The sequence below is a fragment of the Enterobacter cloacae complex sp. 2021EL-01169 genome, assembly GCF_020733125.1.
GTDB classification, from domain to species: Bacteria; Pseudomonadota; Gammaproteobacteria; order Enterobacterales; family Enterobacteriaceae; genus Enterobacter; species Enterobacter roggenkampii.
The window spans coordinates 152971-176818 of sequence record NZ_JAJFTC010000002.1 but is presented as its reverse complement, the minus strand read 5'-3'; the positions used below and the strand labels follow the sequence as shown (position 1 = coordinate 176818).

Here is a 23848-nt window from a genome sequence, read left to right as displayed (position 1 = left end):
AAATGTCTTTAATTAGTATGCACGGCGCGTGGCTCTCTTTTAGCGACTCACCGCTTCTCGACAATGCAGAACTGCACATCGAAGATAACGAGCGCGTCTGTCTGGTGGGCCGTAACGGCGCGGGTAAGTCCACGCTGATGAAAATCCTTAACCGTGAACAGGGCCTGGATGACGGGCGCATTGTTTACGAACAGGATCTGATTGTCTCCCGCCTGCAGCAGGATCCACCGCGTCACGTGACCGGCAGCGTGTACGATTTCGTGGCGGAAGGGATCTCCGAGCAGGCTGAATACCTGAAGCGCTATCACGAGATTTCGCATCTGGTGATGACCGATCCGAGCGACAAAAACCTCAACGAACTGGCAAAAGTGCAGGAGATGCTCGATCACCACGGTCTGTGGCAGCTTGAAAACCGCATTAATGAAGTGCTGGCGCAGCTCGGGCTGGAACCCGACATGGAGCTGTCGGCGCTCTCCGGCGGCTGGCTGCGTAAAGCGGCCCTGGGCCGTGCGCTGGTCAGCGGGCCGAAGGTGCTGCTGCTGGACGAACCGACGAACCACCTGGATATCGAAGCGATCGACTGGCTGGAAGGCTTCCTGAAAACCTTCAGCGGCACCATCATCTTTATCTCGCACGACCGTTCGTTTATTCGCAATATGGCGACGCGCATTGTCGATCTCGACCGCGGCAAGCTGGTGACCTATCCCGGCGATTACGATACGTATCTGCTGGAAAAAGAAGAAAACCTGCGCGTGGAAGAGCTGCAGAATGCGGAGTTTGACCGCAAGCTGGCGCAGGAAGAGGTCTGGATCCGCCAGGGCATCAAAGCCCGCCGTACCCGTAACGAAGGCCGCGTGCGCGCCCTGAAGGCGATGCGTCGCGAGCGCAGCGAACGCCGTGAAGTGATGGGCAGCGCCAAAATGCAGGTGGAAGAGGCGTCCCGTTCCGGCAAGATTGTCTTTGAAATGGAAAACGTTAACTATCAGGTTGACGGTAAAGTGCTGGTGAAAGACTTCTCGGCACAGGTTCAGCGCGGCGACAAAATCGCCCTGATTGGCCCGAACGGCTGCGGTAAAACCACGCTGCTGAAACTGATGCTCGGCCAGCTGCAGGCCGACAGCGGCCGCATTCACTGCGGGACCAAGCTGGAGGTCGCCTACTTCGACCAGCACCGCGCGGAGCTGGATCCGGACCGTACGGTGATGGACAACCTCGCCGAAGGCAAGCAGGAAGTGATGGTGAACGGCAAGCCGCGCCACGTGCTGGGCTACCTGCAGGACTTTCTGTTCCATCCGAAGCGTGCCATGACGCCGGTGCGCGCGCTGTCAGGCGGTGAGCGCAACCGTCTTCTACTGGCGCGCCTGTTCCTGAAGCCAAGCAACCTGCTGATCCTCGATGAACCGACCAACGATCTGGATGTCGAAACGCTGGAACTGCTGGAAGAACTGATTGACGGTTATCAGGGCACCGTGATGCTGGTCAGCCACGATCGTCAGTTCGTTGACAACACCGTGACCGAGTGCTGGATCTTCGAAGGTGAAGGGCGAATTGGTCAATATGTCGGCGGTTATCACGATGCAAAAGGGCAGCAGGCACAGTCGCTGGCGACGAAGCAGTCAAAGTCCAAAATAAGTTCTGAACCTGCTGTAACAAAAGCAGAAACTGTCAAGAAAACCTCGGCTAAACTAAGCTATAACCTGCAGCGCGAACTGGAGGGGCTACCGCAGCGTCTTGAAGAGCTGGAGGCTGCGCTTGAGGATCTGCAAAAACAGGTTGCTGATGCGTCATTCTTTACCCAATCGCATGACTATACTCAGAAAGTATTGGCTGAAATGTCCGCGGCTGAAAAAGCCCTGGAAGACGCCTTTGAGCGCTGGGAGTACCTTGAGTCTCTGAAAAACGGCGCATAAACAGGGATAACATATGTGTGACCAGCACCATGCCGACAGGCATATTTTATGCTCGCAATGCGATATGCTCGTGGCGTTGCCAGAGCTTGGTCACGGACATAAAGCCCTGTGTCCACGCTGTGGCGCGACGTTGACAACCGAGTGGGACGCGCCGCGGCAGCGTCCCACTGCTTACGCGCTGGCAGCACTGTTTATGCTGCTGCTCTCTAATCTCTTCCCCTTCATCTACATGAAGGTGGGGGGGATCACCAGTCAGGTGGATCTGCTTGAAATCCCGGGCGTGATGTTCTCGGAAGATTACGCCAGCCTGGGGACCTTCTTTCTCCTGTTTGTCCAGATAGTCCCGGCTTTTTGCCTGGTCGTCATCCTTTTGCTGGTGAACCGCGTCAGGATGCCGGCACCGCTGAAAATCCGACTTGCGCGTATTCTGTTTCAGCTCAAAAGCTGGGGGATGGCCGAGATCTTTCTGGCGGGGATCCTGGTCAGTTTCGTGAAGCTGATGGCCTACGGCGACGTGGGGATTGGCAGCAGCTTTATTCCTTGGTGTCTGTACTGCGTCCTGCAGCTGCGCGCTTTCCAGTGCGTGGACAGACGCTGGGCGTGGGATGATATCGCCCCGGCACCGACGCTTGCGCAGACGGTGAAGGTCGGCGTGCCCGGCATTCGCCAGGGGCTTCGCTCGTGCCCGTGCTGTACCGCCGTGCTGCCCGCCGATCTCGACGTTTGTCCGCGCTGCGAAACGAAAGGGCACGTGCGCCGTAAAAATAGCCTGCAGTGGACGATGGCGCTGCTGGTCACGTCCGTCATGCTGTATCTGCCAGCCAATATTCTGCCAATCATGATCACCGATTTGCTCGGCGACAAAATGCCCTCGACGATCCTGGCCGGGGTGATACTGCTCTGGGGCGAAGGTTCCTATCCGGTCGCTGGCGTCATCTTTATCGCCAGTATTATGGTGCCCACCTTAAAAATGATCGCCATCGCCTGGCTCTGTTGGGATGCGAAAGGTCATGGGAAACGCGACAGCGAACGCATGCACCTGATTTATGAAGTGGTCGAGTTTGTCGGACGCTGGTCAATGATTGACGTGTTTGTCATCGCCGTTCTCTCTGCGCTGGTGCGGATGGGCGGTTTGATGAGTATTTATCCTGCGATGGGGGCTTTAATGTTTGCACTGGTCGTGATCATGACCATGTTTGCGGCCATGACCTTCGACCCTCGTTTATCGTGGGATCGTGAGCCTGAATCAAGCCATGAGGAAGAGTAAGAGCATGGAAAATAAGAGTGGAGAGGCGAAAGTGCAGAAGGTCAAAAACTGGTCTCCGGTGTGGATTTTTCCCATCGTGACTGCGCTGATCGGTGCCTGGATCCTGTTTTATCATTACAGCCATCAGGGGCCGGAAGTGACGCTGATAACCACCAATGCCGAGGGGATTGAGGGCGGTAAAACGACCATCAAAAGCCGTAGCGTGGATGTGGGCGTGGTGGAAAGCGCAACCCTGACCGACGATTTAACCCATGTGGAGATTAAGGCGCGCCTGAATGCCGGCATGGAAAAACTGCTGCACGGCGATTCCGTTTTCTGGGTCGTTAAGCCGCAGGTGGGGCGTGAAGGGATCAGCGGCCTGGGGACGCTGCTCTCGGGTGCCTACATTGAGCTGCAGCCGGGGGCTAAGGGTAACCAGCCGGCCCAATACCAGCTTCTGGATTCACCGCCGCTTGCACCGCCTGATGCCAAGGGCATCCGCGTGATCCTCGACAGCAAAAAAGCGGGTCAGCTCACGGCGGGCGACCCGGTTCTGTTCCGCGGCTACCGCGTCGGTTCGGTTGAGAAAAGCACGTTTGATCCACAGAAACGCGCGATCAGCTATCAGCTCTTCATTAATGCGCCAAACGATCGCCTGGTTACCAGTAATGTCCGCTTCTGGAAAGACAGCGGGATCGCGGTGGATCTGACTTCGGCAGGCATGCGCGTTGAAATGGGTTCGCTGACCACGCTGTTTGGTGGCGGCGTGAGTTTTGACGTGCCGGAGGGCCTGGATTTAGGGCAGCCAGTCGCAGAGAACACCGCTTTCCGTCTCTTTGACGATCAAAAAAGCATTCAGGATGCGCTCTATACCGATCACGTTGACTTCCTGATGTTCTTTAAAGACTCCGTTCGCGGCCTGCAGCCGGGGGCGCCTGTTGAGTTCCGCGGCATTCGTCTCGGTACGGTTGGGCAAGTGCCGTTCTTCGTTCCGGGCCTTCAGCAGGTGCTGGATGATGATTACCGCATTCCGGTACTGATCCGCATTGAACCAGAGCGTCTGCTTAATCAGATTGGTGAAAATCAGGATATCGCGACTCATATCACCCAGCTGATGGAACGCGGTCTGCGCGGGTCGCTGAAAACCGGCAACCTGGTAACCGGTGCGCTGTATGTGGATATGGACTTCTACCCGAAAGCACCGCCGATTACCGGTATCCGTGAATTCGGTGGCTACAAGATCATCCCAACGGTGAGCAGCGGTCTGGCGCAGATCCAGCAGCGTCTGATGGAGACGCTGGATAAGATCAACAATCTGCCACTGAATCCGATGATTGAAGCGGCAACAAACTCGCTGAGCGAAAGCCAGGCAACGATGCGCCGTCTGCAAACCACGCTGGATAACATCAACAAGATTACGGCGAGCCAGAGCATGCAGCAGCTGCCGCAGGACATGCAGAAAACGCTGCGTGAGCTGAACCGCAGTATGCAGGGCTTCCAGCCGGGATCAGCGGCCTATAACAAGATAGTGGCAGATATGCAGCGTCTTGATCAGGTCCTGCGTGAACTGCAGCCGGTGCTGAAAACGCTCAACGAGAAGAGCAATGCGCTGGTGTTCGAAGCGAAAGATAAAAAGGATCCTGAGCCGAAGAGGGCAAAAGAATGAAAAAATGGCTATTGATGGTTGGCGCTCTGCTGTTAACGGCGTGCAGTTCAGGGGGAGATAATAAAAGCTATTATCAGCTGCCTGTGGCAACCCACAGCGGTGGGCAAAGCACGGCCAGTCAGGGAAACCGCCAGCTGTGGGTTGAGCAAGTCGCCGTGCCGGATTATCTGGCAGGAAACGGCGTGGTCTATCAGACCAGCGACGTGAAATACGTGATTGCGACCAACAACCTGTGGGCCAGCCCGCTGGATCAGCAGCTGCGCAACACGCTGGTGGCCAATCTGGGCAGCCAACTTCCGGGATGGGTAGTCGCGTCGCAGCCGCTGGGTAACGATCAGGATACGCTGAACGTCAACGTAACGGGCTTCCACGGCCGTTATGACGGAGCGGTGGTCATCAGCGGGGAGTGGTTGCTGAACCATCAGGGGCAGCTGATTAAGCGTCCTTTCCATCTGGAGCTGAAGCAGCAGAAAGATGGCTATGACGAAATGGTGAAAGTCCTGGCTCAGGGATGGGCGCAGGAGTCGGCCAGTATCGCGAGAGAGATTTCCCGACTGCCATAAGTAAAATTCATCATCAGAAACCGCAATCGGTCTGTCGCTGATTGCGGTTTTTTTTTCGTTTTCAACTCAGGTTGTTACTTGTGCCACGTCACAATTTTTGTACAAATGAACTTCCAGCTAGCTCACAAATATGACACCCGTATGAATTTTGAACATTGACGATGCGACTAATTCGGGGTATTCGTTATCTGTGCCTGTGCAGATAGTGCAGACACTGTTTTCTTTCCACCAGACAAAAGAATGAGGGAAACGAGGCATGAAGAGACAGAAACGAGATCGCCTGGAACGGGCTCATCAACGTGGTTATCAGGCCGGCATCGCTGGACGTTCTAAAGAAATGTGTCCTTATCAGACGATAAATCAAAGGTCACAATGGCTTGGAGGCTGGCGAGAAGCCATCGGCGACAGGGCACTCATAGCCTGATAACGTCTCTTTCAAAAAAGAAACCTCCGCAATGCGGAGGTTTCGCCTTTCTGGAGGTGCGAAAGCACGATCAGAACGCGGACGTGTCCTGGAACAGGCCAACCTTCAGGTCGCTTGCGCTATAGATCAGACGACCGTCTACCAGCACTTCGCCATCTGCCAGGCCCATAATCAGGCGGCGGTTAACGATGCGCTTGAAGTGAATACGATAGGTCACTTTCTTCGCCGTAGGCAGAACCTGGCCGGTGAATTTTACTTCGCCCACGCCCAGCGCGCGGCCTTTACCTTCACCACCCAGCCAGCCCAGATAGAAGCCAACCAGCTGCCACATGGCATCCAGACCCAGACAGCCAGGCATTACCGGATCGCCAATAAAGTGGCAACCGAAGAACCACAGGTCCGGGTTGATATCGAGTTCTGCTTCTACGTAACCCTTATCGAAGTTGCCGCCGGTTTCGGTCATTTTCACGACACGGTCCATCATCAGCATGTTCGGGGCCGGTAACTGTGGGCCTTTCGCGCCAAACAGTTCACCGCGACCAGAGGCAAGAAGATCTTCTTTTGTATAGGATTCGCGTTTATCTACCATGTTCTCAGTAAGCCTTATTTTAGTGAAGGACGCAGGATAGCTAACACGTGTACGCTGAACAAGTCCGATCAGTTCGAACTAAACCAGCCCAGCCAGCGTAACGGCCATGGATAACGGTGACGAGCATCCTGCTGTGTTGCCTGAGCAATGCGCTCCTGGATAGTCTGCATCAGGGTGGTTTGCCCTTCGCCATCCCATACCAGGTTTGTCAGTAAGGGTAGTGCATCCTCAATCCCTTCGATGGCCCAGATAGCGAACTGCTCTTGTTCAACCGCATCCAGAATCTCCTGGCTGAGGCTTAAATGGCGTGCGTTGGGAGCCGGAATAATCACACCCTGCTTGCCGTTTAAACCGCGCTGCTGACAGATAGAGAAGAAGCCTTCAATTTTTTCGTTGAGGCCACCCACAGGCTGCGCACGACCGAATTGATCCACCGAACCGGTGATCGCGATGTTCTGATTGATGGGCACTTCCGCCAGAGCGCTGATTAAGGCGCACAGTTCAGCCATAGAGGCGCTATCGCCATCCACTTCGCTGTAGGACTGCTCAAACGTCAGCGAGGCGGAGAAGGGGATCTGTTGCTCAAGCTGCAGTTCAGACATCAAAAATGCCTGCATGATCATCATGCCTTTGGCGTGAATGTTTCCGCCCAGCTCGGCTTTGCGTTCGATGTCGGTAAACTCGCCATCGCCAATATGCACAACGCAGCTAATACGGGACGGCTCCCCGAACGCGCGCGGATGGCCAGGGAATTCAATCACCGACAGGGCGTTGATCTGTCCGACGCGTTCGCCTTCGGTTTCCACCAGAATTTGTTCCAGCAGAATTTCATCCTGCATACGGTCAGCAAGATAGCCTTCCCGCCACTCACGCTGAGCCAGCATCTGGGTGAGCTGCTCCCCGGTGAACGCACCGCTACCGCTCACCACGCCCACTTCACGCAGCTGTTTGCCGATCCAGAGCGGGCAGAGTGGCAGCGTTTCCTGGTCACCGGTATAACGCACCGCTTCGCGGATCAGGCCTGGCCATGCGTCAGCCGCAGGCGTTGGCAGCGCAAAACGTTCAGCAACGGCCATCACCCACTGGCACCACTGCGCCATATCGTCGGCATCGGCAATCTGGATATTGTCTTCGTATTCGCTATACACCGCCTGTTCAGCCAGTTCAGGCTCCATTTCCTGGAAGTCTGCCAGCGATTCACGGTCGCCCGTCAGCACGACGGTTAATGACAGCGGCATAGACGGAACCGAGACAGGCAGAGGACGAGACTCATCGTAGCCGACCCAGTCGAAACGCTGCTGATGCACGATGGTTTTCAGACGCATCCACAGCAGCGGCTGCGAGAGCAGGGTACGCAGCGAGATGATCAGGACACCGCCATTTGCGCGATGTACCAGCCCAGGCTGCAGCGAAAGCTCGCCGTTAAACTGGCGCAGACAACCAAAGAGTTGTTCAGCCTCGACCCAGTTCGCGGTAATCACCTCGCCCTTAGCGGCAAAAAGGCCGTCAGCCTGCGCCGCCGGTTCGAAAGTGACATCATGTCCAGCGATACGATACTGGCCGCCAAAAACGGCGTTCGCTTCCGGCTTTAGCTGACGCACGGCATCCCCGAACAACGTCAGGTATTCCGCTTCTTCCGGGGCTTTTAGCAGCATGAAAGGCGCAGTTGCCCAGGGGCTTAATACCTGCTCCAGCGCATAATGCAAACGGGGCTGCGTATCGCTAAGGATGAATTCGTGTTCTTTTGCGAGATCTGGCTGTGCAAACAGTTCCTGATAACTTTCGGTATCCGGAACAAGGTCACGCCATGCAAGTTTCGTAATGGTCAAAGTTGATGTTTTATAGTCAGATGTAAAAGCGTGGAGTATACCGTAAGCGGGGGGCTCTACCCAAGCAGGATTGGGGATTTCGACAGGGTGATTGGCTGCATTCACTCACAGGATATGATTTCTTTTCAGCAGATTGCTAAAAAACTGATATTCTGAACAGAGTTACGTGGTAACACTGAGATCGCAATGAAATATCAACAACTGGAAAATCTCGAAAGCGGCTGGAAATGGAAGTACCTGGTCAAAAAGCACCGTGAAGGGGAGCTGATCACCTGCTACATCGAAGCCAGCGCTGCGCAAGAAGCCGTGGATATTTTGCTGACCCTCGAAAACGAACCGGTACAGGTCAACGGCTGGATTGAGAAACACATTAATCCTGCATTGTTAAACCGGATGAAGCAAACTATCCGCGCGCGACGCAAACGGCATTTTAATGCTGAGCACCAGCACACTCGCAAAAAATCAATCGATCTGGAATTTGTTGTCTGGCAGCGCCTGGCCGGGCTGGCACAACGACGGGGTAAAACGCTGTCGGAAACTATCGTGCAGTTGATTGAGGATGCAGAACATAAAGAGAAGTACGCCAACCAGATGTCGACACTGAAGAATGACCTTCAGGCGCTGTTGGGTAAAAAGTAGTTTTTTACTTTTCTTCAGACAATAAAAAACCCCGCATTGCGGGGTTTTTTTATAAGACGATAACTTATGCCGCTGGCTGAGTTACAACGTCTTTGATGCCTTTAACTTCGATCTCTACGCGACGATCTGGAGCCAGGCAGTCGATCAGTGCAGCGCGAGCTTTCACGTTGTCACAGGTGTTGCCAGTAACTGGGTTAGCTTCGCCCATACCACGTGGGGAGATCTTGTTAGCTGGGATACCTTTAGAGATCAGGTAATCAACAACAGACTGAGCACGTTTCTCAGACAGTTTCTGGTTGTAAGCGTCAGAACCGATACGGTCGGTGAAGCCCAGAACCACTACAGAACCGTCTTTAGGATCCAGGTTGCTCAGCTGGGTGTACAGCTGATCCAGTGCCTGCTGGCCTTCTGGTTTCAGAGTCGCTTTGTTGAAGTTGAACAGAACGTCAGACTTCAGAGTGAAGTGCTTGGTCTGTACTTCTGGAGCTGGAGCCGGCGCTGGAGCAACAACTGGTGCTGCTTCTTCCTGCTGGCCGAAACGGTAGGAAACACCTACGCTCAGCATGCCGTTGTCTGGACGAACACCAACGGTGTTGCCGTCGCCGATGTTGTTAACCCACTGGTATTCCAGACGGGTAGCGATGTCACGGGTCATAGCCCACTCAACGCCACCAGCGAATACTGGGGAAACACCGGTGTCATGGTCGTCGCCAGCGATGCTGTTGCTGGAGTCAGCGCGCCATACCATGCCGCCCAGACGGGTGTACACGTCCAGATCGTCGGTTACTGGGTAACCCAGTTTAGCGGTCAGCTGAACGCCCTGTGCTTTGAAAGCGCCGTTTACGGTGTCGCCTTTGTATGGCATACGACCTAACCAGTCGTAACCCATTTCAAAACCAACATACGGGTTAACCTGATAGCCACCGAACGCACCTGCACCAAGCTGGCTCTCGTGAGTTGGGCCATCATTGTTCAGGCTGCTGTTGTACCAGCCGGTGTCGTGGAACTGAGACCAGCCCAGTTTACCACCTGCATACCAGGTATTATCTTTCGGAGCGGCCTGCGCTACGGTAGCGAAGCCAGCCAGTGCCACTGCAATCGCGATAGCTGTCTTTTTCATTTTTTGCGCCTCGTTATCATCCAAAATTCGCCATGAAAGTCTCAAGAGAGAATCACGGTTAAATCCTTCACCGGGGGGCGTGGTCAAATATAAATCTACCGATATCTTCGGCTTAGGCCGAGCACCCCTGGCGATGTAAAGTCTACAACGTAGCTGAAAACTTACAAGTGTGAAGTCCGTCAGGCATATGAAAAAAAAAGTTCCGTATACCGATTATTTAACATTTTTTGAACGAATTTTGTGCAATAAAATTAAGGAGAACCGCACCAGACAAGCCTTGCCGCAATTTTAAGGCCGGGAACTAAAATCCCATCTTGCGGTCAAAAAAAATTCCAGGAAAAATCTTAATTTCACTCAATGATACAAATTTGAGTGAATTTTTAGCCCTGAAAGTTGTCCTCTGCGGTAAGAATCCGATCGAACCGGACGCATAATGAACCCGATCGCATTCCCTTCTTCAGCGGCTTCAGTCAGTCGGAAATGTTCCTCTTCCGTCAATTCTTCCGGTAACCAGCCAATCACCACGCTGTAATTTCCTGTGCGTAACGCGCGGATCATCGACTCAACGGTATCGCAAGGCGGAAGTTGATTAATCTGCATGACCTTGGTCAGCGGAAGGCCTGCGGATTGAACCCACTCGCGACTCAGCTTTTGCTGAGGCGTGAGCCAAAGCTGCCAGCGCGATTGCTGACCGAGCTGTTGTAATAATGGCAGTAAAAGAAGTTGCGTTAACAAGGGCTGGTCTTCACGATAAACCACTTCACTGATAAGCCCTGTGGAAACACGCTCGACGGAATTCTGCGCGACATTGCCTGCAGCAGAAGAGAGAGAGATTGCGCGATTTGCATAGCCTGAAGTGTGCATATTCATTCCAGCCCTGTAGTTACTGTATGGATATACAGTAAACCCTGTATGCCCAAAGATCAACCTCATTTTCGGAAAGCGACTCGCAAAATTCATTCAATCTTGATGCCCCTCGAAAAATCATCTTGCTCAACGACGATAAGTTGCCTATTTTCCTGCTAACGGATCCGCTAGTAAGAAATTTCGTTGTTAGCCTATGATTTTGAAGGGAAATATCATGAAAAAGATATCTTATGAACGGATTTATAAATCCCAGGAATACCTCTCTCCGTTGGGCGAGATTCATCATCGCGCGCTGTTTGGCGGTTACACCCTGGCGGTCGATGATGCGGTCTTTGCCATGGTGTCCGATGGCGAACTTTACCTTCGCGCGTGTGAAGAGAGTGCAAAATACTGTGTAAAAAATGCTTCCTCCTTCTTGACGTTGATGAAGCGAGGCCGCCCGGTGCTGCTCAACTATTATCGTGTGGATGACGGATTATGGCAGGACAGGGAGCGGTTGCTTCAGCTCTCCTCGTTTGCACTCAGTGCGGCAAGGAAAGAGCGCTAACAGCGTCATCAACGAACCCGTCTTAAGGATCTGCCGAACCTGACCTTTCAGCTTGAAGTCTTGCTCTTTGAAGCCGGTATCACCAATGAAGAAACGCTGCGGGCGCTGGGTGCCAGAGCGAGCTGGCTGAAGATGCGGGCAAAGAATAAAGCACTCAGTATAAAAGTGCTCTTTGCGTTGGAAGGAGCTATCGAAGGGCTGCATGAGGCGGCACTCCCGGCAGGTATCCGCCGGGAGCTGACGGAGTGGTTTAATGCGCTGCCTGAGCCGCAGGAGAGTCGTTCCTCCAGGTAGCGATGTGCTGTTGCAGCCGGCAAATTTCAGGCAGCAGAGCGATCAGCAGGCCTATCTGCTGAAGAACCAGCGGCGCTTTGCTGTCGTTTCCCGGGTCAAGATGCGCAATACGTTGAGCCAGTTCATCCAGAGCCTGTCGAACGCGCGGTTCATCGGCCGGGCGGTGATGAAGCGCATCATCGACATAGCAGACGGCGTCATCGAGGAGGTTGAGAACCGCCGGGTTAGTGAGCTTCTCGCGGTGGGCCCCCAGCGTCGAAATATAGCTGGTGAAGGTATGGTTCAGGCAGAGCAGGCGGAACGCTGTCTCACGAATCTCAGCCGTGGCGCGCGGCTCCGTTGACATGTTAGAGACAACGGAGGCCAGTTCAGCATCACTGTTGTGCGCGTCGCGACGTGCTATCCGGTAAGCCAGACGGTTATCGCGGCCCTGGTGGTACTGCTCCAGAATTGCGTCAAGGTAACGACAGTTGGCATTCATCGCCCTGTCTACCACGCGCGGCAAATTGCGAAAACGCCAGTCCGGCCAGATAAAGCTGACCGCGGCCCAGGCAATCGCGCAGCCAATCAGCGTATCAATCACGCGGGGCAGGGCGACTTCAAACCCTTCACCCAGCAGATTAAAGCAGAGCAGCACCAGCAGCGTGATGAACATGGTGGCATGGGCGTACTGCACGTTGCGAAACGCGAAAAACAGCACGCCGGTGATCACGATCAGAATCAGCTGCCCTTCGACGGAAGGCACGAAATAGAGTACCGGCAGGCCGATTGCGACCCCGACCAGCGTGCCGATAATACGCAGCGCCAGGCGGTGTCGGGTGGCGTTATAGTTCGGCTGGCAGACGAACAGGCTGGTCAGCAGGATCCAGTAGCCATGATGCAGCCCGGTTATCTGGATAAAGGCATACCCCACGCACAGCACCAGCGACATTCTCACCGCGTGGCGAAAGAGAGCCGACTCCGGGGTAAAGTTGCGGCTCAGGCGTAGCCACATATCGCTAAAACTGTGCACGCTGTCATCAGCAAGCTGATTGTCAACCTCGCTGCCCGGAAGCGCCATCGCCTGCTCGGACTCGATGGTCGCCAGCTGTGCGTCAATCGCCCGCAGGTTGTTCAGCAGAAAGCCCAGCGCTTTAATGTGTTCCGGTGACGTTCCGCTGGCCTGAACGCGGTCGAGTGCCGCATCAAGATGGCTAAATACGCGTTCAAAACGTGGGTCATGCTGATAGGGCGTGCGCAGCAGAATGGAGCGCGAGAGCTGCTGGCACGCCTGGGACTGCATGGAGAGCAGGCGCTGGAAGCGGAACATCACGTCGCTGTAGCGGAACTTCTCTCGCAGGGCGGCATACTGGACGTGCGAGGAGCTGGCGCGTTCATGAATGTCCTGGGCGGCAAAATAGTAGTGTAAGGTTCTTCGCGTTCCGCGCTGACCGCGATCGCCGCGCAGACGGGTCAGCAGAGAGGCTTTTGTCTGGTTAAGGGTGGCGACCAGTTGACCATTTGCCAGCGCCAGATCGTAGAGCGGCGCCTGGCTTTCTTCCTCGATATCCGGGTCGAACAGTCGGGATTTCAGTTCAAGATAGTGGGCTAGCTGCTCAAAGCTGCGGGCAAGGTTGTCCTGCAGAGGACGAACAGGGAAGATCAGATGACCGGTTAAGGTCAGCAGGTTATACCAGATGGCGCCGAGCAGCAGCAGAACCGGCTGCTGGTACCACTGGTCGTAGAGGGATGCGCCCAGCATGGTATAGATGGCGATCAGCAGGGCGCCAAACGCGATAGTGGCATAGCGCTGCCCGAGGCCGCCCAGCAAAATAAACCCGCTGGTTGAGAGCGTCAGACCCAGGGCAAACAGCCAGGGCCAGGGGAAAAGTAACTCAACGGACGCTGACGCAATAAAAAAGCAGACGAGCGTGATGACCAGGTTGCGTAAACGCCCGGCCAGACGATCGTCCAGGTCCGCCAGCGCCCCGGCCACGACGCCCAGCGTGAGCGGGATGGTGAGCTTGACGTCATTCAGCCACCAGGGCAGGGCAACCGTGCCGCAAAGAGCGATAAATATCCTGACGTTATAAAGCCAGGTGCTGTTCCAGGTATAACGGCGAAGCAGTGGGCTTAGCATAAACGCGGCCAGTCCTTAGTTACTGAAAACGACGACGCGCATTGGCTTCACGCGCCGCCTGGGCCACTTCGACCGGAACAACCCTGCGCCCGACGGGCCAAAGAGCGATAGCGGCGATCTTAAAGTTCGCGATCCCCACCGGAATACCAATAATCGTGATGCACTGCGCAATACCCGCAAAAATATGCATGATGCAGAGCCACCAGCCGAAGAAAATCAGCCACAGAATGTTAAGCAGGGTACCCCCCGTATTCATCAGGGCGTTTTTGCTCTCCGGATTCAGTTCGTCAACGTGGATGGCTTCATTCCCGTAGGGGATGAAGGAGAGTTTTGTGATTTCCCAGCAGGAGCGAGTCAGGGGGAGCGTGAAAATCAGGACGATGCTCACCAGCGTGGCAAAAAGCCAGGAAAGGGTGGTGGCAAAACCGCCCAGCACAAAATTCAACACATTCAGAACGGTACGCATAAACCCTCACTTCCTTTCGATAAAATTAACGCCCAATGATTGTAACGTTTTTTTAGGCTGGAGCACCTTAAAACTGGCAGTTACACTGTCAGGTAAATTATCTCTTCGTGGATTTGGCGGAACATGGAACTGAAAGCAACGTCGTTAGGCAAACGTCTGGCGCAACACCCTTACGACCGGGTGGTTCTCCTTAATGCCGGGGTAAAAGTCTCTGGAGAACGTCACGAATACCTTATTCCGTTTAATCAGCTTCTGGCTATCCACTGCAAACGCGGGCTGGTGTGGGGCGAACTCGAGTTCGTACTGCCTGACGATAAAGTCGTGCGTCTTCACGGCACCGAGTGGGCAGAAACCCAGCGTTTCCATCATCACCTGAACGCGCTCTGGCAGCAGTGGAGTCAGGATATGAGCGTGATTGCCGCCGGAGTGCTTCAAAAGGTGCTGGACGATATCGCGCAAAGCAACGCGCAGCATTCGTGGCTCACCCGTCAGCAGACCGCCGGGTTGCAGCAAAAGATCCGGCAGGCACTCTCGGCGCTGCCGTTATCCGTGGCGCGTCTTGAGGAGTTTGACAATTGTCGCGACGCCTGGCGCCAGTGCCAGGCCTGGCTGAATGATAAGGATAAAAGCCGACTCGCCCATAATCAGGCCTGGACGGACGCCATGCTCACCCAATACGCCGACTTTTTCAGTACGGTGGAGTCTTCTCCGCTTAATCCGGCTCAGGCGCGCGCGGTGGTCAACGGCGAGCAGTCGCTGCTGGTGCTGGCGGGGGCCGGTAGCGGTAAAACGTCGGTGCTGGTCGCGCGTGCCGGCTGGCTGCTGACGACCGGGGAAGCGGTCGCCGATCAAATTCTGCTTCTGGCCTTTGGCCGCAAGGCTGCCCAGGAGATGGACGAACGGATCCAGGAACGTCTGCATACCCGGGATATCACGGCCAGAACCTTCCATGCCCTTGCTCTGCATATTATTCAGCAGGGCAGTAAAAAAGTGCCTGCTATCAGTAAGCTGGAAAACGACGCGCAGGCGCGCCAGGCGCTGTTTATCAAAACGTGGCGCCAGCAGTGCAGTGAGAAAAAGGCGCAGGCGAAAGGGTGGCGTCAGTGGCTCGAGGAGGAACTCAACTGGGACGTGCCGGAGGGCAGCTTCTGGCAGGATGACAAACTGGCGCGTCGGCTGGGTTCACGGCTTGACCGCTGGGTCAGCCTGATGCGAATGCACGGCGGAACGCAGGCAGAGATGATTGAAAGCGCGCCGGAGGCGATCCGCGATCTGTTTTCGAAGCGGGTCAAGCTGATGGCGCCGCTGCTGAAGGCCTGGAAAACCGCGCTGAAAGCGGAAAATGCCGTCGATTTTTCCGGCCTAATCCACCAGGCCATCATCCTTCTTGAGAAGGGGCGCTTTGTCAGCCCGTGGAAACATATTCTGGTGGATGAGTTTCAGGACATCTCTCCGCAGCGCGCAGCCCTGCTTTCGGCGCTACGGGCGCAAAATAAGCATACTTCGCTGTTTGCGGTGGGTGACGACTGGCAGGCCATCTATCGCTTCAGCGGGGCGCAGCTTTCGCTGACGACCGCATTCCACGACTATTTTGGCGAAGGCGATCGCAGCGATCTGGACACCACCTACCGCTTCAATTCACGGATTGGTGAAATCGCCAACCGCTTTATCCAGCAGAACCCGCATCAGCTGGCAAAGCCGCTCAATAGCCTGCGGGCAGGGGATAAAAAAGCCGTGACCCTGCTGGCGGAAGACCAGCTGGAACCGCTGCTGGACAAGCTCAGCGGCTACGCGAAGCCTGATGAACGTATCCTGGTGCTGGCGCGATACCATCACCTCAAACCCGAGGCGCTGGAAAAGGCGGCCACCCGCTGGCCGAAGCTGCAGCTTGAATTTATGACGATTCACGCCAGCAAAGGGCAGCAGGCCGACTATGTGATTGTCATGGGGTTGAAAGAGGGGAGCGACGGTTTCCCGGCCCCGGCCCGCGAGTCGGTCATGGAGCAGGCCCTGCTGCCGGTGCCGGAAGACTTTCCGGATGCCGAAGAGCGGCGTTTGCTGTATGTGGCGATGACCCGCGCGCGCCATCGCGTGTGGCTGCTGTTCAATAAAGAGGAGCCATCCGTGTTTGTCGATATTTTGAAGAGTATTGATGTGCCGGTGGCGCGGAAGCCATAACGACGAAGGGTAAGGATGGGTAGGCCGGGTAAGGCGTAGCCGCCACCCGGCAAAAAAAGCTACTTCAATCTCTCTGAAAGATAACGCTGATAGTCCGGAATAAGGATATCTACCGGCGAGTTAAACTGCGGCGATTCGATGATGAAATCCGCCGTCGAGAGGTTTGTCGCCACCGGAATATTCCACACCGTCGCCAGGCGCAGCAGGGCCTTGACGTCCGGGTCGTGCGGAACCGCGTTTAGCGGGTCCCAGAAGAAGATCAGCACATCAATCTTCCCTTCGGAAATCTGTGCGCCGACCTGCTGATCGCCGCCCATCGGGCCGCTCAGCATGGCGTTTACCTCCAGACCCGTTTCGCGCTGGATCAGGTTACCGGTGGTGCCGGTCGCCGACAGGGCGTGCTTTTCCAGCAAAGACTGATGGCGGCGAACCCAGTTAAGCAGCATTTGTTTACAGTGATCGTGCGCCACCAGAGCAATGTGTTTGCGTTCCGGGAGCGTGCGTGTTGTCAGTTCCATAATCATATCCATCAGGTTAACTGCCTACACGATGACGGGAACCGTCTGACGCTGCAAGAGAAAGGCGTAAAAAATGTGGCTTATGATGAAGGTTGTTGTTTTGCCCATTGTAAAAACCGGGCCCGCGTGTCGGCATCGGCCTGCTGGAACCAGAATTTAAGGCGCTGTTCCGTCAGGGCCTGGGACTGGGGAGGAATGACGTCCAGTTCAGAGACGCCGGAAAGCAGCGTACTGTCGTCGGCCATCATGGTGGCAAACTGAGGAAGCGACGCGCGTTTACCGGCTTTGTTATAGGTCTGCGTCGCGGCCTCGTAGTCCGGACCTTTCGGTGAAGTCGTCAGCGCCAGAATATCCAGCTTCGCCGGAATCGGCATCGCATCCCCGTCCAGCAGTTCAATGCGGGGAGACGCGTCGAAGGCCGCTGATTCCTTCTCCGTTTCAAGGCGTGGCAGGGTAATATTCACCTGACTGATTTGCCGGGTATTAAAGCTGACGATCAGCGGGGGGGAGATATACATCCTTTGCTCGTGATTCGCCAGACCGATCGATTTTTCTACGCGGAATACCAGCTGATGCGGTCCGTTATCCAGCTCGATACTGTCCGCACCGCGCAATAACGAACTGGAGACCTTTTTTCCGTCCAGTACCAGAAGATCAATATCGGTAGAGAGCCGGAGCGTGGTCGCAAAAACGCAGACCGGCATCACTAACGCAATCAGAGCAGTGGCAATACCGGTTTTCATAGAAGGCTCCCGTCAGAAATCCTGTCGCCGCATTAATGTATCTAAATTTTTCGATAATCACGTTTACTAACATATAGACATATTTGGCCGTTTTGCCCTCATGCATCGGTATGGGATGGATGGTTGAGATGTGCGGTTTGGCGTACACTTTTAAAAAAGCCAGGAGAAAAACCATGAAAGAGAACGATATTGCCGAGATTCTGACATCCACGCGTACCATTGCGCTGGTGGGCGCGAGCGATAAACCCGATCGTCCCAGCTATCGGGTGATGAAATACCTTCTCGATCAGGGCTATCACGTCATCCCGGTCTCGCCAAAAGTGGCGGGGAAAACCTTACTGGGCCAGCAGGGTTATGCCACGCTCGCTGACGTGCCGGAAAAAATTGATATGGTCGATGTCTTCCGTAATTCCGAGGCGGCGTGGGAAGTGGCGCAGGACGCTATCGCCGTCGGGGCGAAAACGCTGTGGATGCAGCTGGGCGTGATTAACGAGCAGGCTGCCGTGCTGGCGCGGGATGCGGGGCTGAACGTCGTCATGGATCGCTGTCCGGCGATCGACATCCCCCGTCTGGGGCTGGCGAAGTAATAAAAAAAAGCCCGTTCATCGGGCTTTTTTTACACGCTTAGTTCCGCAGGCGCGGAGCCTGTAACTGTTTGCGGATAGTCTGAGCAAGTTCATCCATAGTGGGTTGCTCCGGATGCTCTTCCTGCAGCTCGCTGCTTAGCTGCGCTTCGGCAAGGTAGGTGTGGACGGGTTGCCCGTCGTCACCTTCCATCACCACATGGTACCAGGGTGCAGCGCGAAGCTCTGCGTTCACCGCCAGCTCGTCTGCTGACGGCTCATCAAGGGAATACTCCGGGTCGATATCCACGACCACACCCAAATACCCGAGCAAAGTGTGGCGGACCTGCTGGCCGATACCGAATTTGCTGGCAATCATAGTCACCTCCCGGGAAATACGACTTACACGTTATGTGCGGGCAATATTTCTCTTTTCAAGTTACATGACGCGACAGGCAAACCCTTTCAGATACAGTCCTTCCGGGTAGGTAGCAATCACGGGGTGATCGGCTGCCTGACGGAACTGCTCTATAAATTGTACATCACGGCCAGCATCTATTGCGGCATCAGCGATGATTTTCTGAAATAAATCTGTGGTCATCAGGCCGGAGCAGGAGAAGGTGAGCAGAACCCCGCCCGGGTTCAGCAACTGGATAGCCAGCATGTTGATATCTTTATATCCGCGGCAGGCGCCCATCAGCTGGCTTTTGTTCTCCACAAACTTTGGCGGATCCATCACGATGACGTCGAACTTCTCGCCCTGATCGCGGTATTTACGCAGCAGCTTGAAGACGTCGTCGCGTATAAATTCGGCTTTGCTCAAGTCCAGTTTGTTCAGCTCGACGTTCTGTTTTGCCACGTCCAGCGCTTCCTGCGAGGTATCCACGCTGACCACCTGGGCACAGCCGCCCATCAGCGCCGAAACGGCAAACCCACCGGTGTAGGAGAAGCAGTTGAGCACGCGTTTGTCGGCAACGTACTGACGCGTCGCGAGACGGCTGTCGCGCTGGTCAAGGTAGTAACCCGTTTTGTGCCCGCCCTGAATATCCACCAGCAGCTTCATGCCGTGCTCTTCAATTGGCAGCAGGGCAGGCGGCAGTTCACCCGTGACCGGCCCCTGAGTCAGCTCCATGCCTTCTTTTTTGCGCACCGCCACATCGCTGCGGTCGTAAATGGCGCACTGTGGGAACAGCGTTTGCAGCGCGCTAATCAGCGCAGCGCGCTGGTATTCCGCCCCGGCGCTCAGGAGCTGCAGCACCAGGAAGTTACCGAAGCGATCGATGGTCACGCCCGGCAGGCCGTCAGACTCACCGGCAACCAGGCGGTAGCTGTCCAGCCCGTCGCGTTTAGCCAGCCAGTCGCGCCACTGCTGCGCCTGCTGCAGACGACGCACGAAGAAGTCGATGTCGATGGTTTCGTCTTTATTGAAGGTCCAGACGCGCGCGCGGATCTGGGAGGCTGGCGAGTAGGCGCCTCGCGCTAACCATTTCCCCTGGTGGTCAACGATATCAATGGTTTCACCGAGGCTGGCTTTGCCTTCCATACGGGCAACCGCGCCGGAAAAGACCCAGGGATGACGGCGCAGTAAGGATTTCTCGCGCCCTTTGGCTAACACTAAACGTACACTCATAATTTGCTGTTCTGTCGATTTCAGGGAAATGGCGCGTAGAGTAGCACATTCAGCAAGGCGCAATCATCTGCGGATGCCGTTGAGCGTTTCGGCACAAAATCAAATCGCTTAAGCACATTACGGCACTGCGGCGGGATATACAGTGGGATTCCAGTTCAGCAAAGGAAATACCCATGAAAAAGCGCAGTGTCATCACAATAGCCGCTCTGACGGCAATGAGTTTTCAGGTTTTAGCCGCAACGCCTTTCAGCATGACCAGCCGGGATATTTCCGGCGACCGGCGGTTAGCGCCACAGCAGGTGTTTGAGGGATTTGGCTGCCACGGTGGTAACCAGTCCCCGCAGCTGGCGTGGACAAATCCGCCCACGGGTGCGAAAAGTTTTGCCATTACGGTCTATGACCCGGATGCGCCTACCGGCAGCGGCTGGTGGCACTGGACAGTAGCCAACATTCCTGTGAAGACAATGACGCTGCCCGCTGATGCCGGTAACCCAAATGGCGAAAAATTACCTGCTGGCGCTGTGCAGGGGCGTAATGATTTCGGTTATTCTGGATTCGGCGGCGCATGTCCGCCCGCAGGCGATAAGCCCCACCGCTATCAGATGACCGTCTGGGCGCTGGACGTGGATAAACTGCCCGTCGACAAAAATGCCAGCGGCGCGCTGGTCGGTTTTATGCTCAATAGTCACGTTCTGGCAAAGGCTCAGTTAACCGCAACCTACAGCAGATAAGGATGAACCGGTGCAGGAGTTCCATTTTCGACATAAACATCTCACGGCGGGTGAAGTGAGTGCCAGCAAAATGCATCGCCTGCACCAGGTTAAGCTCTTTTTCCCGGCGATTTGCCATATCACTCACGGCAGTAAGGTGATTGTGCAGGACGATAACCGCCTGGTGGCCACCCGGGATGAACTCATCATTATCCCTGCCAATACGGCAATGGAGATCATCAATCAGCCTGCAAACGGCCTGTTTCACTCGGACTTGCTGATGTTATCGCCGGAAATCGTTGCCGAGTTTAAAGCGCATTACCTGAAATCCTGGCCGCGCACGACGCTGCATTCGCTCTGTGCTCCGCTGAGCGAGGGGCTGGCGTTTATGTGGGATAACCTGCTGCACGCCGTGCGTCAGGATTTACCGGAGGCGTTGCAAAAACATCAGGCCTTCGGTCTATTGCTGGCATTGCTGCATGACGGCGTGGCAGGCCCGCTGCTTATTGAGCGAAACAATAACCTGACCGAGCAGGTGCGACAGTTCATCATGCTGTCACCCGCCCGAGTCTGGACCGCGCAGGATGTCGCCAGCCGTCTCGCATTAAGCGTGCCGACGCTGCGCAGACGGTTACGCGAGGAGTCACAGAGTTTTCGTCAGATTGTCGAGGAGGTGAGGATGGCCGTGGCTTTGTCACAGTTACAGTCAACCCGATTACCGATCGGCGAAATCGCATTACAATGTGGGTATCTGTCCAGCTCTCGTTTCACCGCCCGTTTCCGGCAGCACTACGGTTGTTTGCCGAAAACGCTACGTTAAGGAGAAGAAGAATGTCTAAAGTCTGCACTATTGCCTGGGTTCACGGCGTCGTTCAGGGCGTGGGTTTCCGCTACAGTACCCAGCGCGAAGCGATTGAGCTTGGGCTAACGGGATACGCGCGCAACATGGATGACGGCAGCGTTGAGGTGGTCGCCTGCGGCGAAGCGGAGCAGGTTGACAAGCTGGTGGCGTGGCTGAAAGCGGGTGGGCCGCGCAGCGCGCGGGTTGATAAGGTCTTAACGGAACCCCATCAACCGGGGCGCGAATACGTCAACTTCGGTATTCGGTATTAAATACACTTCACCGGCTTAGGCAGGCCGGCAATTTTGGTGGCCTGTTTTGCCGGACCTTTCGGGAACAGACGATAGAGATAGCGGCTGTTGCCTTTCTCTTCACCGAACTTATTGGCCATCGCCTTGACCAGCATGCGGATGGCCGGAGAGGTGTTGAACTCGAGATAAAACTCGCGCACAAAACGCACCACTTCCCAGTGTTCGGGGGAAAGAGTAATCCCTTCGTTTTCCGCAATTTTCTCCGCCAGCGGTTCGCTCCAGAGCGTTGTATCTTTCAGATAGCCTTCGCTATCGGTCTCAATTTCCTGGCCTGCAAAAATGAACATAATCTTCTGTCGTAGGTGAAAAATCGGCGACAGTGTAGCAAAAAAGCGGGCTCAGGATAAACCGTGACCTACAGGAGCAACTGAAGCAGGTTGTTGGCATTGAGCTTCTTCAGCGCGTTGCATTTATGGGTTGAAACCTGTTTCTCCGACATGTGCGTCACGATGGCAATGTGGCGGACCGGCAACCCGGTCAGCATCAGATCGAGCACGTTGAATTCAGGAACGGTCAGGCAGCAGTCCAGGCTTCGAACGCGGCGTGGCTCTTTTGCCAGCAAATACGCCGCATCGGCAACGGCGATCCGGTCGTCGATGATATAAAGCGTTAGCGTACTGAAACGCTTGCGTAAATGCGTCGCCAGCGCCCACCCCTTTTCGTTGCAGACCAGATAAAGACTGCCTTTCCAGCGGGCGGCTTCCAGCCTGAGCAAAATATTGATCAGCGCCTGATGCGTCGCCGCCACGGAAAAACGGCAGCGGACGACAATCACGCGGCGGGTAAGCAGCGTTGGCTGCCATTGTACGGTATCGCTCTGGACCTCTAACTGAACGCCCCGACGCAGCAGCGCATAGCGCAGTCCTTCGGCGTAAAATCGATTATTGTCGAGAATGGCGTAACTCACGGTGACCTCGTTATAACGTGCTGGGCGTATAGATGACGCGCAGCGTGCCGGTATAGTCGCCCGCGTTTTTGCTGCTGGCGGCGAACGCGGGGGTTTTCAGGATAATTGGCGCAGGAATGCACAGTACGCTCTCGCGTCCGCCGGGCAGCACGACCTGACGCAGATACTGCGGATCGTTAGTGCCTTGCCAGACTACGGTTTTACCGTTCGCGACGGTTTCGGTTGCGCCTGTGACGGGATGGGTAACGGAGACCTGATAGTCGAGACGGTCCCGCGCATCCGTCTGGCTTCCACCGCGCCGCCGGATAGAAAACGCGCCTTCGGCACGTCCCGCTGAGGGAAGCCCGTCATCTTCAAAACGAAGATAGGCGCGGGTGCTGGTGCTGTTTTTGCCGTCGTACAGGCACATATCCAGCGTGTTTTCCCCCTTGATCTCGCTGCCCCCGGGTCGCCCCGGGAAGTTGGTCAGGTTGAGGTTAACGATGGGCGTGGAGTGCGGAAAGGCCGGCAGATAAATCTGCTGGTTTCCCGGGTCGACCACCTCAATGCGAATATTTGCCTGCCATTTGGCGATGGTGAGATAGCCAGGACAGCCGACATTCACGTCATTGAAGTTGCCGCCGCAGTCGGCGCTTCCCCACTGGCGCAGGTTCTGCTTCAGCGTGGCGGTCCAGATCCCCGGCAGGGCGAGCTTATCCAGTTCGCTTTTCACGATATAGAAATCGAAGTAGGGCTCTCTGTTCCAGCTAGCAATTTCCGCCGTCCCTCCCGTGACAAAGCTGGCAAAGGTGAACACTTTATTGTTGATAAACATGTAGTGATCACCATACACCTTGATATTCACCGTCTTGCCGGTAAGGGAATGGGTAAACGCTAAATTGATGGCATAAGGCGCGGCCGGGTTCGCCGAGAACCAGACCGGTGAGTTCATGCAGGCGCCGTTCGTGGTATCGGTACGGGACTGACAGGTCAGCGTATTGCGCCCCCACTTTTGCGGATCGGCGGCGTCAAAGCCGCCCGATTCATGAAACCAGATGTCAAAACGCGCGGGCGGCGCGGTGCGATCGAAGCTGATCCCTACGCTGGTATTTCTTCCCGCGGGAGCGCCCGCCAGCGTATGGCCGGCCCACAGGCTTAAGAACAGTAAAATAAAGAGGCACTTAATCAC

General features: G+C 55.4%; 24 protein-coding genes and 1 pseudogene. 12 read left to right on the top strand and 13 right to left on the bottom strand.

All coding sequences use genetic code 11. From position 1 onward, the window contains the following. Nucleotides 1-2: 2 nt before the first annotated feature. The 5 genes from LLF79_RS07235 (at nt 3) to rmf (ending at nt 5809) form a co-directional block, all read left to right on the top strand. The gene (locus tag LLF79_RS07235) at nt 3-1910 is read left to right on the top strand and encodes an ABC transporter ATP-binding protein (protein ID WP_008499935.1); all 1908 of its coding nucleotides are present in this window, start codon (nt 3-5) and stop codon (nt 1908-1910) included. A 13-nt stretch (nt 1911-1923) separates the two neighbouring features. Beyond that, a complete protein-coding gene (pqiA, locus tag LLF79_RS07230) occupies nt 1924-3177 on the top strand; it encodes a membrane integrity-associated transporter subunit PqiA (protein ID WP_008499934.1) in 1254 nt (417 codons plus the stop codon). A 4-nt stretch (nt 3178-3181) separates the two neighbouring features. Further along, entirely contained in the window at nt 3182-4822 is a 1641-nt protein-coding gene (pqiB, locus tag LLF79_RS07225) for an intermembrane transport protein PqiB (protein WP_227879316.1), read from the top strand. Next, entirely contained in the window at nt 4819-5385 is a 567-nt protein-coding gene (gene pqiC / locus LLF79_RS07220) for a membrane integrity-associated transporter subunit PqiC (RefSeq protein WP_227879315.1), read from the top strand. Before pqiB ends, pqiC begins: the two co-directional genes overlap by 4 nt. Before the next feature lie 256 nt (nt 5386-5641). Continuing rightward, complete coding sequence (gene rmf, locus LLF79_RS07215) at nt 5642-5809, top strand: ribosome modulation factor (protein ID WP_013097261.1); 168 nt, start codon at nt 5642-5644, stop codon at nt 5807-5809. A 70-nt stretch (nt 5810-5879) separates the two neighbouring features. Here the strand turns inward: rmf and fabA are convergent, their stop codons facing one another. Beyond that, entirely contained in the window at nt 5880-6398 is a 519-nt protein-coding gene (fabA, locus tag LLF79_RS07210) for a 3-hydroxyacyl-[acyl-carrier-protein] dehydratase FabA (protein ID WP_008499931.1), read from the bottom strand. A 68-nt stretch (nt 6399-6466) separates the two neighbouring features. After that, nucleotides 6467-8227, bottom strand: a complete 1761-nt coding sequence (locus tag LLF79_RS07205; RefSeq protein WP_023343697.1) for a Lon protease family protein — start codon at nt 8225-8227, stop codon at nt 6467-6469. 186 nt (nt 8228-8413) lie between these two features. On the opposite strand from LLF79_RS07205, the gene matP reads away from it, so the two are divergent. Next, complete coding sequence (gene matP, locus LLF79_RS07200; RefSeq protein WP_008499929.1) at nt 8414-8866, top strand: macrodomain Ter protein MatP; 453 nt, start codon at nt 8414-8416, stop codon at nt 8864-8866. Between the two features lie 64 nt (nt 8867-8930). Here matP and ompA read toward each other — a convergent pair whose 3' ends face one another. Beyond that, the gene (ompA, locus tag LLF79_RS07195; RefSeq protein WP_023292865.1) at nt 8931-9986 is read right to left on the bottom strand and encodes a porin OmpA; all 1056 of its coding nucleotides are present in this window, start codon (nt 9984-9986) and stop codon (nt 8931-8933) included. A gap of 354 nt (nt 9987-10340) precedes the next feature. Beyond that, the gene (gene sulA / locus LLF79_RS07190; RefSeq protein ID WP_094943693.1) at nt 10341-10850 is read right to left on the bottom strand and encodes an SOS-induced cell division inhibitor SulA; all 510 of its coding nucleotides are present in this window, start codon (nt 10848-10850) and stop codon (nt 10341-10343) included. Nucleotides 10851-11067: 217 nt separating this feature from the next. Here sulA and LLF79_RS07185 point away from each other — a divergent pair. Further along, nucleotides 11068-11694: pseudogene (locus LLF79_RS07185) on the top strand (TfoX/Sxy family DNA transformation protein). Here the strand turns inward: LLF79_RS07185 and yccS are convergent. Together yccS and LLF79_RS07175 are read right to left on the bottom strand one after the other, a co-directional pair. Beyond that, the gene (gene yccS / locus LLF79_RS07180) at nt 11651-13813 is read right to left on the bottom strand and encodes a YccS family putative transporter (protein WP_032651202.1); all 2163 of its coding nucleotides are present in this window, start codon (nt 13811-13813) and stop codon (nt 11651-11653) included. The pseudogene LLF79_RS07185 and the gene yccS sit on opposite strands and share 44 nt — an antisense overlap. A gap of 19 nt (nt 13814-13832) precedes the next feature. After that, nucleotides 13833-14279, bottom strand: coding sequence for a YccF domain-containing protein (locus LLF79_RS07175; RefSeq protein ID WP_023335159.1), 447 nt, complete (start codon nt 14277-14279; stop codon nt 13833-13835). A gap of 123 nt (nt 14280-14402) precedes the next feature. On the opposite strand from LLF79_RS07175, the gene helD reads away from it, so the two are divergent. Then, nucleotides 14403-16457: a DNA helicase IV gene (helD, locus tag LLF79_RS07170; RefSeq protein ID WP_227879314.1), complete on the top strand. Its 2055-nt coding sequence runs from the start codon at nt 14403-14405 to the stop codon at nt 16455-16457. Between the two features lie 59 nt (nt 16458-16516). Here the strand turns inward: helD and mgsA are convergent, their stop codons facing one another. Together mgsA and LLF79_RS07160 are read right to left on the bottom strand one after the other, a co-directional pair. Beyond that, on the bottom strand, nt 16517-16975 hold the full coding sequence (mgsA, locus tag LLF79_RS07165; RefSeq protein WP_008499922.1) for a methylglyoxal synthase: 459 nt from the start codon (nt 16973-16975) through the stop codon (nt 16517-16519). Nucleotides 16976-17055: 80 nt separating this feature from the next. After that, complete coding sequence (locus LLF79_RS07160; RefSeq protein WP_008499921.1) at nt 17056-17718, bottom strand: DUF2057 family protein; 663 nt, start codon at nt 17716-17718, stop codon at nt 17056-17058. Nucleotides 17719-17891: 173 nt separating this feature from the next. On the opposite strand from LLF79_RS07160, the gene LLF79_RS07155 reads away from it, so the two are divergent. Next, nucleotides 17892-18305, top strand: coding sequence for a CoA-binding protein (locus LLF79_RS07155; RefSeq protein WP_008499920.1), 414 nt, complete (start codon nt 17892-17894; stop codon nt 18303-18305). A gap of 37 nt (nt 18306-18342) precedes the next feature. Here the strand turns inward: LLF79_RS07155 and hspQ are convergent, their stop codons facing one another. Together hspQ and rlmI are read right to left on the bottom strand one after the other, a co-directional pair. Then, nucleotides 18343-18660 carry a heat shock protein HspQ gene (gene hspQ, locus LLF79_RS07150; RefSeq protein ID WP_008499919.1) on the bottom strand — a complete coding sequence of 106 codons (318 nt, stop codon included), beginning with the start codon at nt 18658-18660 and terminating at the stop codon, nt 18343-18345. A 60-nt stretch (nt 18661-18720) separates the two neighbouring features. Next, complete coding sequence (rlmI, locus tag LLF79_RS07145) at nt 18721-19911, bottom strand: 23S rRNA (cytosine(1962)-C(5))-methyltransferase RlmI (protein WP_193148468.1); 1191 nt, start codon at nt 19909-19911, stop codon at nt 18721-18723. A 173-nt stretch (nt 19912-20084) separates the two neighbouring features. Between rlmI and LLF79_RS07140 the strand changes: the two genes are divergently transcribed. Genes LLF79_RS07140 through yccX form a run of 3 tightly spaced genes read left to right on the top strand, consistent with a single transcriptional unit; the run spans nt 20085 to nt 21734 of the window. Then, nucleotides 20085-20642: a kinase inhibitor gene (locus tag LLF79_RS07140; RefSeq protein WP_227879313.1), complete on the top strand. Its 558-nt coding sequence runs from the start codon at nt 20085-20087 to the stop codon at nt 20640-20642. A 10-nt stretch (nt 20643-20652) separates the two neighbouring features. Further along, the gene (locus LLF79_RS07135; protein WP_115465509.1) at nt 20653-21441 is read left to right on the top strand and encodes an AraC family transcriptional regulator; all 789 of its coding nucleotides are present in this window, start codon (nt 20653-20655) and stop codon (nt 21439-21441) included. An 11-nt stretch (nt 21442-21452) separates the two neighbouring features. Continuing rightward, nucleotides 21453-21734 (top strand): acylphosphatase, encoded by a 282-nt coding sequence (gene yccX / locus LLF79_RS07130; RefSeq protein WP_008499914.1) that lies wholly within the window; start codon nt 21453-21455, stop codon nt 21732-21734. Here yccX and tusE read toward each other — a convergent pair. The 3 genes from tusE to LLF79_RS07115 form a co-directional block, all read right to left on the bottom strand. Continuing rightward, on the bottom strand, nt 21731-22060 hold the full coding sequence (tusE, locus tag LLF79_RS07125; RefSeq protein ID WP_008499913.1) for a sulfurtransferase TusE: 330 nt from the start codon (nt 22058-22060) through the stop codon (nt 21731-21733). The genes yccX and tusE overlap by 4 nt on opposite strands. Before the next feature lie 68 nt (nt 22061-22128). Continuing rightward, the gene (locus LLF79_RS07120; RefSeq protein ID WP_008499912.1) at nt 22129-22680 is read right to left on the bottom strand and encodes a LuxR C-terminal-related transcriptional regulator; all 552 of its coding nucleotides are present in this window, start codon (nt 22678-22680) and stop codon (nt 22129-22131) included. Nucleotides 22681-22690: 10 nt separating this feature from the next. Beyond that, nucleotides 22691-23848: a CfaE/CblD family pilus tip adhesin gene (locus LLF79_RS07115; RefSeq protein WP_227879312.1), complete on the bottom strand. Its 1158-nt coding sequence runs from the start codon at nt 23846-23848 to the stop codon at nt 22691-22693.